The sequence below is a fragment of the Nocardia jinanensis genome, from assembly GCF_014645735.1.
Classification (GTDB): Bacteria; Actinomycetota; Actinomycetes; order Mycobacteriales; family Mycobacteriaceae; genus Nocardia; species Nocardia jinanensis.
This window is the reverse complement of the sequence record NZ_BMMH01000001.1, coordinates 143,863-157,807: the sequence shown is the minus strand read 5'-3', so window position 1 is coordinate 157,807 and position 13,945 is coordinate 143,863. Positions and strand designations below refer to the sequence as shown.

Sequence of the window (13,945 nt, the reverse complement as noted above, 5' to 3'; positions counted from 1 at the left end):
GGGATTCCTCGTCACGCGGCAGGGGTATAGGTGATTTCCTTCGACCACGACGGGTCCTTGCGCAACAGCCGCCGCGGAATACGCCCGGTGATCTTCACCAGTGTGTCCGCGAGCAGATGGTAGGGGTGACCGCGATCGACGACCCAGTTACCGTGCAACTTGACTATCTGGTACATCGGCAGCCGCCGGGCGAATTCACTACGCTCACCGACCTTGCGGTAGCGCTCGAGCGCCGAGTACAGCTTCTTCTCGTCCACACCCATCGCGACGATACTGTCGCGCATCTTGTTCAGCAGCGGCATATAGCTGAGCACGCCGATGAGGAACGTCGGTTTCATCCAGCCGCCGACCAATTCGATGAGCAGTTTGCGCATCTCCGCGTGGCCGAGTACGTCCATCACCGCGAAATCGACGGCGAGATGGCGGGATTCATCGGCATTGATACGCCGGAACGCCTCCTGGCATACCGGGTCCTCGATCTCGTCCATGATGAACTTGACCAGCGCCCCGTCCAGCGCGACCTCCAACATCGGAATGACGGTCCCGAGGAACGACAGCGACATATCGTCGGCGTACTTGTCCAGGAAGTCGATCACCAGTTTGACGTTGATATTCGGCTGCGGGATCTCGTCGCCGTCGAGCATGCCCCAGCGTCGCATCAGCGCGAGCTCGGCATTGGCGTGCTTCTGCTCCTCGGCGTGGAAATAACGGTAGATCTCGCGCAATGTCTCGTCGGGAGCCTTTTTCGCCATTGCGGCAAATCCACGCGCGCCCACGTTCTCGATCCACATCAGATCCGACATGAACGGCTCGAGCCGCGTGAGCTGTGCGGGGGTGAGGGTCTCCGCGCCCGGCGCGTCCCAGTCGATATCGGCCAGGGCCCACTGACGGTCCTTGATCTTGTCGAGCATGTCCTCGAAGTCCATGGTCGTCATATCAGACTCCTGTTCTGTGTGTGGTGGTCGGAGTGACGGGTTCGTCCTGCGGCAGCAGTCGTTCGAGCAGGCCCGCCGCGGTGGTGTACGGCCCGGGGAAGGCGCGTTTGAGGAGCCAGATCAGGTGGGCGTCGGGCTGCGGCAGGACATGCAGCCGGCCGCGGTCGTGCGCGTCGAGGGTGCTCCGGGCGACGCGCTCCGGGGAGAATCCGGTCCAGCGCATGAGGGTGGTGGCGAGATCGCGCGAGCCCGCGGTGATCCGCCCGTCCCGGGCGACATTGGTTCGTACGAAAGTCGGGCAGAGCACGGTGATCGCGATATCGGTACCGCTGAACTCCGCGGCCATCGTCTCCGACAGCGCCAGTACTCCGGCCTTGGAGGTGTTGTAGACAGCCATCGAGGGTGCGGCCGCGAAACCGGCGGCCGAGGCGACGTTGATTATTCCGCCGCGTCCGGCGGCCCGCAGTCGCGGCGCGAAGATCTCGCATCCGTGCACTACGCCCCACAGATTGATACCGAGTGCCCATTCCCAGTCGGCGAATCCGATAGCGCCCACCGGCTTTCCACCGATCCCGACCCCGGCATTGTTGATCACCAGGCTCACCGGGCCGTCCAGTACCGAATCGGCGAAACGGGCGAGGATCTCCATATCCTCGCGGCGTGCCACATCGCAGCGGAACGCGTACGCGACGCCGGGGTGGTCCTGTTCGATCGATGCGACCGTCTCCGCCGCGCGGGCTTCGTCGATATCGGCGCAGACGACCCGGCCGCCGCGGGCCGCGATCTCGTGGGCGAAGGCGCGGCCGATACCGCTGCCCGCGCCGGTGACCACCGCCCGGGCGCCGCGGCTGCGCCGGGTCGGGCCGAACGGCAGCAACGAGTCGAGTCCGAACATATCAGCTCACTTTCCGTGGGGCGCGCGAGAACAGTGCCGTGCGCAGGAACTGCGCGCTACGGTCCAGTGCGATATCGGCTTCGGGGGTCAGCCGCGGCAGCGCCTGGAACACGTGCACCTGCCCCGGCCATATCTCGAGCGTGCAGTCACCGCCCGCGGCGCGAACCATGCCGTGCAGGTGGCGGGCGTCGGCGCTGAGCATTTCCGCGCCGCCGGCCTGTACGAGGATCGGTGGTAACGCGGTGCCCGCGGTGACGCCGAGCCGCAGCCGGGGCGCGTCGTCGGGGTGGCCGTGGGTGTAGGCGCGGGGGAGCCGGCGGGCCGCGCGTGCGGAGATCACCGGATCGCGGCGCCGGCGTTCCTGCTCGGCGGCGAGGGAGAAGGTCAGATCGATCAGCGGGGAGAACAAGGCGACCGCGGCGGGTTGCGTGAGGCCGCGCCGCGCATTCTCCAGCAGCAGGTCCAGCGTCAGGTGTCCACCTGCGGAATCCGCCGCGATCACCGTGTCGTGCGCGGCGAAACCCTGGTCGAGCAGCCAGCGGTAGCCGGCGGCGATATCGTCGGCGGCGGCCGGGAACCGGTGTTCGGGCGCGAGCCGGTAGTCCACCACGAAGACCGGCAGCCCGGTCCGCCGCGACAATCGTGAGGCCAGCCCGCGATGGGTACGCGCGGAACACAGCACGTACCCACTGCCGTGGACGTAGTAGATCGCCTGTTCGCCGAACCGCACCCCGGGAGCCCGGACCCATTCCCCGCGGACACCCGCGGCGCGGACCTGTTCGACCGCGGTGCCCGCGATCGGCGGCCCGGCGGCGGCCATGATCGTGGCGATCAGGGTACGGGCGAACAGGATGCCCGGCGGGTTGAGCGGAACGGCGCAGTTGAGCGGCCGCAGGGCGTATTCGGCCGCGGTGGCCGTCAGGCGTGCGCGTAGTGAGGGCTCGCCCGGCACGCCCGGGAGTGAGGTCCTCGTCGACCCAGTCATGCGCTCAGAATCATTCACCAATGTGCCATTTGTCAATGGCTAATTGGTAGCGAGCGGGATCCGCGCGGCGGTATCAGTCGTGCCAGCCGCTCGCGGCGACCATATCGTCCCAGGTGGGAACCAGATCCGGGTGACGCAGACGGGTGATTTCACCGGGCAGCGATCCCGGCAGTGCCTTGTGCGGTTTCGCGACGGCCTGCTCCTCGACCAACCGGGTCAGCGCGCGGATACCGCCCAGGCGCGGATAGGCCGCATGCACCAGATCGGCGTAGCCGGCCGGCAGCAGATCGGCGCCGCCGCCGATATCGATACCGATTCCGTCCACCGCGATCCAGATGGCGGCTGGACGCCGGCGGCGGTGGACGGGGGAACTGCTCAGACCGCTGCTGTGTGCCGCGATGGCATCCCAGATCACATCGACCCGCTCGTCGGTGACGCCGTGGGATTCGAGGAACTGCGCGGCGAAATCGGCGCCGTCGACCTCGAACCTTTGGTCACCGTTGGCGATCTCGGCGAGCCCGATATCGTGCAGCACGCAGATCAAGTACATGACTTCCTCGTCGTAATCGGCCCCCGGATGCAGCCCTCGCGCCGCAGCCGTTGCCCGGGCGAACAGGAACGAGCGGATGCTGTGATTGCGCAGCGATACGTCGAGTTCGGCGTTGATCACGGCGTGCGCGGCGAGCGACAGCGGGGTGGCGGGAAGGTCGAGCGACATAGCGGAACTCCTTGCGAGAGAAGGGTTGAGAGAAAGATCTGGGAACTTTCCGATCAGTACGGGGTGCCGACCGACCGGAAACGATCCCGATAATCCGACGGTGCGACCCCGAGCCTGCGGTGGAAGGCGCGGCGCAGCGATTCGGCGGTGCCGAAACCGCATCGGCGCGCGATCTGCTCGACGGAGTCGCCGTCGAGCAGATCGCGCTGGGCCGCCTCGACCCGGACCTGCTCGACATAGGCGGCAGGTGCGGTGCCGAGTTCGGCGGTGAAGCGCCGTTGCAGATGCCGCGGGCTCAGTCCGGCCCGCGCGGCGAGGTCGTCGATACTGTGGCGGGCACCCGGATCTGCGTGGATCGCCGATACCACGGCGCGGATGGGGTCGGTGGCCGGCTGCGCCCGCCACAGGGCGGTACTGAACTGGGTCTGACCGCCGGGCCGGCGCAGGAACATCACGAGGTAGCGCGCGATCGTCAGCGCGACCTGCCTGCCCCGGTCCTCCTCCACCAGCGCCAGCGCCATATCGATACCCGAGGTGACCCCGGCGGAGGACCACACCTGCCCGTCTCGGACGAAGATGGGCTCGCTGTCCACGATCACCGCCGGATATTCCTGGGACAGCTGCTCTGCGAAGGCCCAGTGCGTCGTGACGCGCCGGCCGTTCAGTACACCCGCGGCGGCCAACAGGAACGCTCCTGTGCAGACCGAGGTGACCCGGCGCGCGTGCGAGGCGGTACTCCTGATCCACTCCACGAGTACCGGGTCGCGCGCGGCGGCGTCGACGCCGGGCCCACCGACGACCACCAGCGTGTCGACGGTCGCGGGATCCACCTCGTCCAGCCTGTGTTCAGCGGCGATCAGCAGGCCACTGTCGGTACGGACGGGTCGCGCCCGGGTGGCCACGACACGACAGTCGTAATGGCCGGTGCCCCGGAAGACCTCGTGCGGTCCGACGAAGTCGAGCGCCTGGAAGTCATCGAAGAGTACGAATACGACGCGGGGCTGCTGCACGATTCAAGCCTCCGTCGCCGATGACCGCGGCGTCAACGACACGTACCCCACGATTCACGCCATTCCGCGTCCGTGGTAGAGCTCCGGGATCAGCGTGGCATAGCCGGACCCGGGCCGCCGGTGCGGCACGATGGGCCCATGCATATCGACCTTTCCGGATGCACCGCGTTGGTATCGGGTTCGAGTCAGGGCATCGGGCTGGCCATCGCCGCCGCGCTGGCCCGGGCCGGCGCCATGGTGGTGGTGAACGGCCGGAGCGCCGAACGCACCGAACAGGCCCGCGAGTCGATCGTCGCCGAGGTGCCGGGGGCTTCGGTGCGCGCGGTGGCCGCGGATCTGGCGTCGGCGCCCGGGGCGGCGTTGCTGGGGGAGAAGGTCCCGGAGCTGGACATCCTGGTCAACAACCTGGGCATCTTCGAAGCGAGACCGGTCTTCGAGATCGACGACGACGAATGGCGCCGGTACTTCGAGGTGAATGTCCTTTCCGCGGTACGGCTCATCCGGATGTATCTCCCGGGAATGATGGAGCGCGGATTCGGCCGGGTCATGAACATCGCCAGCGATTCGGCGGTCGTCACCCCGCTCGAGATGGTGCACTACGGCATGTCGAAGACAGCGCTGCTCGCCGTGACCCGGGGATACGCGAAAGCCGCCGCCGGGACCGGTGTCACCGTCAATTCCGTGATGGCCGGTCCGACCCATACGCCCGGTGTCGAGGAATTCGTCCACGACCTGGTCGGCGCGGAACTGCCGTGGGAGCAGGCCCAGCACCGGTTCATGGTGGAGCACCGGCCGCATTCGCTGCTGCAACGCCTGATCGAACCCGCCGAGATCGGGAACATGGTCGTCTACCTGAGTTCGGAGCACGCCTCGGCGACGACCGGCGGTGCCGTTCGCGTCGACGGCGGATACATCGACTCGATCCTGCCGTGAACCGCGCCCGCCGGCTCAGGTGATATCGAATTCGTCGCTGATGCCGATGACCGGGTGCAGTGTCCCGTCCGGCGCCAGCCGGTCGGCGTAGTGGACGAAGCGATGGCGACCGGTGGCCGCGTCACCGGGGATATCCCAGGTGAAACCGGCCACCGAGGTGGCCGGTGGACGTTTGCTCCAGTGGAAGCGGATATTCCATTCGCCTTCGTTGGCGACCCTGATCCAGCGGTTGTCGACGAGTCGCTGAACCTCCAGAAAGGTGCCGTTGCGGCGCGGATTGTGTTTGGGATGGGCCGAGACGAATTCGACCGTGGCGCGGGTGCCGCGGCCGTACGCGGCACCCGGCTGGGTGAGGGTCGTGCCGAAATCCTGACCGGGCGGCGCGGTATCGGGACCCGGCGGAGGTACGAAGTTCGGCTGTAGCTGCGACAGGTCGCGCGGCGCCGGGCCGCGGCCGACGGCTGTGCCCGCCGCGAGAGCGATGGCCAGCCGGGTGAATTCCTGCTGATACGCGGGCAGAGTGTTGCGGCCGAACAGAGTCGACGCGCCTTCGTACTGTTGGGCGTCGTATTCCTCCGGGGTGGTGACATATTCGTGGTAGGCGTTGGCATAGCCCTGCATCAGCACCTGATCCAGCTCGACGCCCAGTGCGTCGGCCACCGTCCGGCGGATCCGCAGACCGGCGACGATGGTGAATTCGCCACCGGCCGCGGCCAGATACAGCTCGCCTATCCGCACGATCTGGATCGGAACGACACTGGGCACCCAGGGCGCCGGGGGCAGCAGCGTGAACGGTACCGCGACGGCTTTGGGGGCCTGGGTGTCGGCGAGCCAGGCGGGAACCGGCGGGTGCGGATCGCCGAGGGATTCGAGGAACGGGTTACGCACACCCTCCTGGATCGGCCCGCCCGGTAGCCCCGGCCCGTCCTCGACACTGCCGGCGAACAACGACACCCCCGCGGCGGGCGGCGCGGTATGACGCGGTACTCCGCCCGGCGCGAAACGGGCGTCCACGGCGATATCGGAGAGATCGACATAGCAGAACACCGAGCCGATGGGACCGCTCAGCTGCCGGGCATCCGCCAGGGCCGCGCGGGACGCGTCGTACTGCCGCTCGCCGATGATCCGGGTGTTGTCGAACTCGTTACCGGTAGGTCCCGACCCCGGCGCCAGATTCAGGTTCGGCGACATATCACCGGCATTGGTCTGGGCGAAGGCCGCGACGAATTCGGGTGCGCCGTCCAGGTAGCGGACACCGTGGTCGGTGTGTTCGTGGGTGAACGACGCGTACCCCTTGTTGTCCGCGCTGATCAACCTGTTCTTGTTCGTCATCGAAGTGTTGTGGGTGGCGAACCAGGTGATCGCGCCGACCTGCCTGCCGCCCTTGACGATCCCCAGCACGGTGACCGCCGGATCGACGGCCTCGGGGAAGTGCGCCCGGTCCGCGGCGGGATTGCGGTCGAAGGCCACCCGGGACCGGTTGACGCTCGCGTCGTGCAGTTCGGAGCGACCCAGTGCGAGGGTGCCCGGCGCGAGGTCGGCGTGCGCGGCGCTGATCGCCTCGACCAGGCCGTTCACCTCGGCGTCGTAGACCTGTTGCTGGAAGCCCAGGATCGACAGGTTGTAGGCGTAATCGTGGGCGGCGCCGCCACATACCGCGTGCGAGTGAGTGGAGGTGAGCAGCACGTTGTTCTCGGTGTAGAGGTCCCCGAACCGGCGGACCAGTTCGGTGAGCACCCCACGGTGAACCGATTGGAAGATCATGGCGTTCTCCGCGACGGCGAAGACGATCCGGTGGTCGCCGGTGGCGAAGACGAAGGCCCGCGCCCGGGGTCGCAGATGGATACCGGCGGTGGTCTGGTCCTGCTGGGAGTAGCCCATCATCCCGCATTCGGCGGCCGGCCCGGTGATATCGGAGATGCCGAGGCCTATCCGGTACTCGCCGGAATCCGGTGCCGCCTGAGCCGGGGCGCCGAGCGGTTCGGTGAGTCCGGGCACCGTCGCGGCCGCGGTGCCGAGAGACAAGGTCCCCGCCGCCGCACCCACCAGCACTGTTCGGCGTGGCAGCGCGGCCCGCGTGACGGTGCTCCCGTCTGTCGCGGATATCCGGGGATCAGGGGTTGCTGCCATCAGGGTTCCTTCCTGTTCGAGTGGCAGCGAACCACAGAGTTGAACAAACGTCCAGATCTCCTGCGGTCGTGTCCGATTCGCCGGGACCGCCCCGGTCCTCCGGGCGGGCGGCGATCAGTCGGGAAGTAGAGGTACCGACAGGCCCTCGCCTCGGCCGAGGAGCGCGGCCCGGGTCACGGCGGCTGAACCGAACCGGCTGCGCAGATCGTCGAGTGCCGTGTCCAGGGCGGGTGGGGATTCGTGCTCGAAGGGCAGGGCGAGCTGCTGGGTTGCGGCATTGTCGAGATTGGTGAGCGATAAGCCGATCAGCGTCAACCCCCGTTCGCCGATCAGCGGCATCGCCTCGGCGAGCAGGCCGCGTGCCGCGCGCAGGATCGTCTCGGTGTGATCGGTGGCCTCCGGTATCGTGCGGGACCGCGTGGCCCGGGCGAAATCGCCGAATCGCAGGCGCAGCACCACCGTGCGGCAGCTCCTGTCCGCGGCGCGGAGCCGCCGGGCCAGACGATCGGTCAGGCCGTGCAGGTAGGCCTCGATCTCCGCCGGCGGGTGCGGACGCCGCGCGAGCGCGCGCTGTGCGCCGATCGACCGGCGTCGCCGCCCCGTCTCGACCCGGCGTGGATCCCGCGCCCATGCCAGCGCGTGCAGATGCCGGGCGGCGGCCGGGCCGACGATCGAGCGCAACCCGGACTCGCTGTGGGCGGCGAGCTGACCGATCCGTTCGATACCGTGCGCGTGGAGTGCGTTCGCGGTCACCGGGCCCACGCCCCACAGCCGGTGCACGGGGAGCGGATGCAGGAATTCCAGTTCGTGCTCGGGTGCCACGAGCAGCAATCCGTCCGGCTTGGATACCGCGCTCGCCACCTTCGCGAGGAATTTGGTGGCCGCGATACCGACCGAGATGGGCAACCCGACGTCGCGGCGCACCCGTGCTCGCAACTCGGTCGCGATGATGTGCGGTTCGCCGGCGATCCGGCGCAATCCGGCGACATCGAGGAACGCCTCGTCGATCGAGATCCCTTCCACGACCGGTGTGGTATCGGCGAAGATCTCGAACACCGACCGGCTGGCTTCGGCGTAGGCGGACATCCGAGGTGATACGACGATCGCATCCGGGCACAGGCGCAGCGCCTGCCCGATGTTCATCGGTGTCCGGACGCCGCGTGCCTTGGCCTCGTAGCTCGCGGCCAGCACTACGCCCCCGCCCACCAGGACGGGTTTGCCGCGCAGTCGCGGCTGGTCGCGCTGTTCGACCGAGGCGTAGAACGAATCCAGATCCGCGTGCAGGATCGAGGCATATGCGCGAGCGGTGATCCGCCGCCGTTCGCCCGCGGAGTATCGCGCCGGGTCGCTGGAGCGCCCGTGACCTGCGTCGTCGCGAACCGATTCGAACATATGTTCACACTAGCAGTGGAGAAAGGTCAGCAAATCGGTGGTTTCGGCGCGGCCGGGTCACCGAGCGGACTTGCGGTCGTGAACGACTACCCCCGGTGTGTCGACCAGTTCGACCGGCCGACACACCGGGGTCTGCCCTCTACGCCGGTGCCGCAGCCGTGACCAGCTGTCAGCGGGCGTGAATGGCAGTGGCTCTGTGGATCTAGGAGCACTCGTTCGGTGCGGGTTCGCCTCGTAGACGCGCGTCCAGCCAGTCGAAGGCTCTGGGGAATCCTGTGGTCAGGCCGGTCACGTGTTCACCCGGCTCGCTTCGGAAGACCGCGGGGACGCCTCGGGCGCACTGGGTGCGATACAGCTGCTGTGCCCCTTCGAGCGGAATCCAGAGATCGTGGGCGGCGTGGTAGATGTACAGCGGCACCGCCGACGTTCGGTCACTGAGATCCGTGCGCGCGAAGATCTCGTCGGCGATGGTGCTGTCGAGCGGGTGGGGAATGTTCGCGGCGATTTCGAGCGGTATCCCGACCACACCCAGCGGGCCGAGCGCTTCGCCGCACACGTTGTTGATCGGCGATGTCGCCACCCACTGGGCCAAATGGTTCATGTTGTCGAGGATTTCGGGGTGTTCGCGAGCGTAGGCGAGCACCACCGCCAGCAGCACTCCGGAGGCGAACTTGCCGTCGAAACTGTTCGCGACGACCCTGTTGTCGGTGACGAGTCCGCCCATCGACGCGCCCACCACCACATCGGCCAATTCCGGCGCGTAGTCGTCGAGCAGCATGGCCGCCGCGTACGAGGCGATCGCGCCCCCGGAATATCCGGTCAGCACGAAACGGCTGGCGCCGAACTCGGATCCGGGCGTCGAGCGTACGGCGCGAATGCCGTCGAGGATGACGTGTGCGGCGACGTTCGGTTCCGCATAGGCCATGAACGGGCCTTCGTGATCGGGAATCAGGACCGCGTACCCACGGTTCACCGCCGACGCGGTCGTCGGTGTCAACGCGTCGATGGCGCTGCTGCTGGTGCCGTCCTGCCCATGTGCCATCGCGTAGCCGGGTGTACACCGCAGTCCGAGGGAGTTGATCGGCTTGTTGTCCACCAACACCGGCCGGCTGCCGGGACCTGTCCACGCCGCCGCCGGAACTATCAGGGTGGCCGTGCCGAAGGAGGGCGCCTCCGCGGCGGCCGTCGACCGATACTTCATCAACACGGCCCGGCCGACCGGCGCGGCGATCCGCGGCGCGGCGATCGCGGTGATGTCACGCTGTTCGATCACCTCACCGGCGGCCATCCGGTCCAATGCGGCCGGCCACGCGTCGAAGATCGGGTCACCCGTTGGCGGGGACTGCACCGCATGCCACAGTGCTGCCTGTTGCGGCGACAGCTCGCCCCCGATGGGCGGTGCCGATGCGGCAGGCAGTAGCGGCGGGGGTAGGGCCTCGTCGATACCGCGCTGTAGGCCGGAGGGGGCCGGCGTATCCGGCATCTCCTCGGCGACCACCGACGACTGTCCCGCAAGGATCAGGCAGCATGCCGTGGTCACACCCGTCAGCGCCCGTACGAGACCTGTCCGCGCACGGACCCAATTCATAGAGCTACCTCTCGAAATCGACGAATATGTCTTCGAGTCATCGCCATCGAAGACACGCAGAACCCGCCGCGCGCACGCTGGTCGTTCTCGGCGAAATACGTTGGTACGCACGCTGGTCGGGTGGTTGAACAGTATATGTTTCAACCCGTCGGCCGGTCACCGTGGTGCCAGGTTCGGACTTTTCACCACGGTCTGGCGATGCAGTGTGAATCCGCCACAAGCGCACCGGCACTCGTCGGTCCCTGCGCCACACACTCGGCCACCGCGCGATGATGCGCCGGCGACGGCCTCACATTCGGCATCGATCGCTCGTGACGCCTCTCCGTGGCAGTGCCGCGGCGAGGCGGGATCCGCGCTCGGTGGTTGATCCGATCGACGGGTCCGCTTGCCTCGCTTGGTCCACGCCGTTTCGTGAAGCGCTCAACCATGAACGTTCATAAGGCGATTCGGTGACAACCGGCATCCGCATTCGGTGCCGAGTATCGCCGCCGGGATCACCCGCACCGGCGGCGTCACCTCTCGCCGGCCCGCGATCGACCCGCCGCTCCGGATACCGCACCAGCCTTCCCGGATTCGGTACTAGACGCCGAGGAGGACAGTTCGATCGCCCTCGAGCCAGATATTGTCGGCCGTCAGTCGGTGAATGAGCCAGACTCCGTCTCCCCTGACAAGTTCGATGTCGTACCGGTTCGTCATGAGGATGTGGCGCGAGTGATCGTCCCGGGGCAAATGTTGCGCTGCGACGATTGCCTCGAGATGAGCCTTGTCACCCTCGACACTCACCCGTGGGTTGCTCACGGAGTGAGTGGTGTCGATGAGGCTGAGCGAGTCCGACAGTGCCGATACGATGGCTTCGCTGCCTTCCAGCACGGGATATTCGAAGCCGGCTCTTGCCGTGGCCGGGCCGAGATCGAGAACGGCATCTTCGGCGAGGGCAGATGTGAGAAGGGCTCTGTCGCGCAGATCGATGCCCGCGGCGTATCGGTAGAGTGCCTCGGTCACCGCGAGTTTGTCTGCGACTTCCCTGGATGAATTATCGCCGTCCGTGTTGGACATGATGATTTCCTTATTGTGTTCGATGGATGATGGAGGTAAAGAAGCGCACTACGATCGCGGCACGGCAGCGCTGTATCCGAGTGCGCACTACTCCTTCGGGAGCCGTGCCCGGAGACGGCAATGATGGGTGCGGTGTACCGGTCCTTATAGGGACACGAGCTGAGTGCAGTCAACGGGTTGACGCTGTAGAAGTCCGCGATGTTCACGGCGGGAAGAGTGTCCGGGTACCAGTAGTAGAGGTGCTCCGCGGGAACTCCTGCGGGTGCGCGGCCGGTAGTGGCGAGTTGGCGGGCGATATCTGTAACCAGCGACTTCTTACGGTGCCGATCGCTCGTTGCGGGAGCTCCTGTGCCGGAAAAGCGACGAAAACGGCCCGTGATGACAGCACGAGCTCAGGGGTATCCGAGGCCTGGTGGTGCTCTGTTGTCCGGATATCGGCCGGGAAGGGCGTTGTGATCCTTTCATCGGCCGGTGCCGGATGACCGCACCGCGGTTTCCAGCCCGGCGTGAATTCGGTCCATGGTTTCGGTGAAAGCTTCGGTGATATCGATATCGAGGCGATCGGACAACACCAAGATCCACCAGAGGGATTCGGCGAGTTTGTGCTGCAGTTGTCCGGCTACGTCACCATCTATATCCCAGGTGCCGTCGTGCGCCAGAATCAACCGTCCGATGGTGCCGACATCGTGGGAGAATCCGAGCATGAGTTCGTGAAGCGACCACACTTTCCCGTTCAGTCGTTGCTCGAGGACTTCGTAGAGGGCTCTGATTTCCAATGCCCGATCGCGCGCGGGGGCAAGTGTGATCGGCTGATTGATGCTCTGTGTCATCGAAATCCATTCATGGTTTCTCGTTTTGGCGATGTCGATGTCGAAGGTGCTGCTCTCGGATACGGTGCATAGGCTCTCGGTGACACTGTCGGGGCGGTTGTCATGACCGGTTCGCCGAGCGGGCGTCGCGTAAGTCGAGCGGCTTCGGTGCGACGTCTCATTCGCCGAGGGTCATCGGACCCGTGGATCGACAGTGATCCGACACTCACCGGGATCGGCACAGACCACTGCGGATCGACCTTCTCGACGGTTGTTCTGTGCCACGTCATCGAGGCTATCTCCGGTGATCGGGTCGTGGGAGGGTGCGGCACGCCCTGGTTCGCACACCCTTCCGGCGCAGCGATGAACGGCGGCGGACCGGCCATTCGGACCGATCCCGGCTGCTCCGGCCCGCGCATTCCGACTATCGGGTGTTCCGGATTCGGCACGCCGGTCTTCCCTGTCGCGTACCGGGGGCGGCGGGGGTCCTCAGGTTGCTCGACATGATTGCCTGGTTCATTCTCGGCGTCGCTCTGGTCGCACAGCTGTGCCCTCTCGTCGAGCGCCGGGCCGGCCGGGCCGCCTGCCGCATCACAATCCGGAGTACGCCACGGTGGCGCTGACCGGACTCGACCTCACCGCGCTCACCGCCGCGGGACAGGCATATGCATGTCGGCACGATGCCTGGTCGGCGCCCTCGCCGCGCCCGGGATCGCGCTGACCAACTCGATCGGCAACCTCGGCGGATTCGTCGCGCCGACGCTGCTGGGCCAAGTTCAGGAACGAACCGGCAGCGTCTCGGGTGGCCTGCTCGTCGTAGCGGCTACCTGTTGCGTGGCCCTCCTGGGGTGCGCGCTCTCGAAATACACCTCCCGTGCCACTCCCGGCACGCCGGTGCCGCCGAGCCCGAAGCGGGATCGGCGCGGGTCACCACTACCTCGTAGCCCCCGCATGCCGACGGTCGACGGGCAGAATCGCCACGCGGTCTCGCCCCTCGGCCGCAGGCATATGGTCCGGCAGGGGCCAGGATCGGCGGGCGAACCGACCGTTCATCGGATGCCTTTCCGCTCACCACCGGAGACGCCGACCGCATCACCGAGGCATTCGAATCCTTCATGACCACCCTGGGCCGATGCGACAACGCTACGGCGAACCCATAAGCGGCCGGGCCGGTCGGTGTCCCGAGTTCTGGATGTGTCGATGACGATCAACACGCGGGTCGCAGGATGGCGAGAACCAATGCGACGCCGATCGTGATACAGGCGGCGGCGACAGCGGCCAGAGCCGCGGAATGTGATATCGCCGTGACACATATGACGAAAAGGATGCAGGTGGCGACCGCGAGTAAGGCGGAACCGCGCTCCACCCCCGCGATCCGGGTACCTGCGTCTGCGTCTGCGTCGGGCATGTCGGACGAGGCTGGACGCGGGCCTATCGCCGGATCCGCGGCTTCCTTTCCGGCCGCCGAGACGGGTGGTGCCGATCGATTCTTGT

Annotated in this window: 11 protein-coding genes; 1 reads left to right on the top strand and 10 read right to left on the bottom strand. The window is 66.9% G+C overall.

The window, feature by feature from the left end:
• Positions 1-11: 11 nt before the first annotated feature.
• From IEY68_RS00710 to IEY68_RS00690, 5 genes are all read right to left on the bottom strand, one after another.
• Positions 12-935 (bottom strand): ferritin-like domain-containing protein, encoded by a 924-nt coding sequence (locus IEY68_RS00710; RefSeq protein WP_189093964.1) that lies wholly within the window; start codon positions 933-935, stop codon positions 12-14.
• Position 936: 1 nt separating this feature from the next.
• Positions 937-1,830: an SDR family NAD(P)-dependent oxidoreductase gene (locus IEY68_RS00705; protein WP_058855761.1), complete on the bottom strand. Its 894-nt coding sequence runs from the start codon at positions 1,828-1,830 to the stop codon at positions 937-939.
• Between the two features lies 1 nt (position 1,831).
• Positions 1,832-2,815 carry an alpha/beta hydrolase gene (locus IEY68_RS00700; protein ID WP_058855762.1) on the bottom strand — a complete coding sequence of 328 codons (984 nt, stop codon included), beginning with the start codon at positions 2,813-2,815 and terminating at the stop codon, positions 1,832-1,834.
• 73 nt (positions 2,816-2,888) lie between these two features.
• Positions 2,889-3,533 carry an HD domain-containing protein gene (locus IEY68_RS00695; protein ID WP_063916170.1) on the bottom strand — a complete coding sequence of 215 codons (645 nt, stop codon included), beginning with the start codon at positions 3,531-3,533 and terminating at the stop codon, positions 2,889-2,891.
• 53 nt (positions 3,534-3,586) lie between these two features.
• Positions 3,587-4,543, bottom strand: coding sequence for a GlxA family transcriptional regulator (locus IEY68_RS00690; RefSeq protein WP_058855763.1), 957 nt, complete (start codon positions 4,541-4,543; stop codon positions 3,587-3,589).
• Between the two features lie 138 nt (positions 4,544-4,681).
• Here IEY68_RS00690 and IEY68_RS00685 point away from each other — a divergent pair, with 138 nt between their 5' ends.
• A complete protein-coding gene (locus IEY68_RS00685) occupies positions 4,682-5,476 on the top strand; it encodes an SDR family NAD(P)-dependent oxidoreductase (RefSeq protein ID WP_058855764.1) in 795 nt (264 codons plus the stop codon).
• Positions 5,477-5,491: 15 nt separating this feature from the next.
• On the opposite strand, the gene IEY68_RS00680 is transcribed toward IEY68_RS00685, so the two are convergent.
• The 5 genes from IEY68_RS00680 to IEY68_RS00660 form a co-directional block, all read right to left on the bottom strand.
• Positions 5,492-7,606, bottom strand: coding sequence for a neutral/alkaline non-lysosomal ceramidase N-terminal domain-containing protein (locus IEY68_RS00680; protein WP_082681480.1), 2,115 nt, complete (start codon positions 7,604-7,606; stop codon positions 5,492-5,494).
• A 114-nt stretch (positions 7,607-7,720) separates the two neighbouring features.
• Positions 7,721-8,998, bottom strand: coding sequence for a DNA polymerase IV (gene dinB, locus IEY68_RS00675; protein ID WP_082681481.1), 1,278 nt, complete (start codon positions 8,996-8,998; stop codon positions 7,721-7,723).
• A 202-nt stretch (positions 8,999-9,200) separates the two neighbouring features.
• The gene (locus tag IEY68_RS00670; RefSeq protein ID WP_082681482.1) at positions 9,201-10,586 is read right to left on the bottom strand and encodes a lipase family protein; all 1,386 of its coding nucleotides are present in this window, start codon (positions 10,584-10,586) and stop codon (positions 9,201-9,203) included.
• Between the two features lie 579 nt (positions 10,587-11,165).
• The gene (locus tag IEY68_RS00665) at positions 11,166-11,642 is read right to left on the bottom strand and encodes a nuclear transport factor 2 family protein (protein ID WP_058855765.1); all 477 of its coding nucleotides are present in this window, start codon (positions 11,640-11,642) and stop codon (positions 11,166-11,168) included.
• 461 nt (positions 11,643-12,103) lie between these two features.
• Positions 12,104-12,472: a nucleoside triphosphate pyrophosphohydrolase family protein gene (locus tag IEY68_RS00660; protein ID WP_058855766.1), complete on the bottom strand. Its 369-nt coding sequence runs from the start codon at positions 12,470-12,472 to the stop codon at positions 12,104-12,106.
• Positions 12,473-13,945 lie beyond the last annotated feature (1,473 nt).

Coding starts and splice junctions, on each gene's coding strand:
- IEY68_RS00710 (WP_189093964.1), bottom strand. CDS start 935: ATGACGACCATGGACTTCGAGGACATGCTCGACAAGATCAAGGACCGT.
- IEY68_RS00705 (WP_058855761.1), bottom strand. CDS start 1,830: ATGTTCGGACTCGACTCGTTGCTGCCGTTCGGCCCGACCCGGCGCAGC.
- IEY68_RS00700 (WP_058855762.1), bottom strand. CDS start 2,815: ATGACTGGGTCGACGAGGACCTCACTCCCGGGCGTGCCGGGCGAGCCC.
- IEY68_RS00695 (WP_063916170.1), bottom strand. CDS start 3,533: ATGTCGCTCGACCTTCCCGCCACCCCGCTGTCGCTCGCCGCGCACGCC.
- IEY68_RS00685 (WP_058855764.1), top strand. CDS start 4,682: ATGCATATCGACCTTTCCGGATGCACCGCGTTGGTATCGGGTTCGAGT.
- IEY68_RS00680 (WP_082681480.1), bottom strand. CDS start 7,606: ATGGCAGCAACCCCTGATCCCCGGATATCCGCGACAGACGGGAGCACC.
- dinB (WP_082681481.1), bottom strand. CDS start 8,998: ATGTTCGAATCGGTTCGCGACGACGCAGGTCACGGGCGCTCCAGCGAC.
- IEY68_RS00670 (WP_082681482.1), bottom strand. CDS start 10,586: ATGAATTGGGTCCGTGCGCGGACAGGTCTCGTACGGGCGCTGACGGGT.
- IEY68_RS00665 (WP_058855765.1), bottom strand. CDS start 11,642: ATGTCCAACACGGACGGCGATAATTCATCCAGGGAAGTCGCAGACAAA.
- IEY68_RS00660 (WP_058855766.1), bottom strand. CDS start 12,472: ATGACACAGAGCATCAATCAGCCGATCACACTTGCCCCCGCGCGCGAT.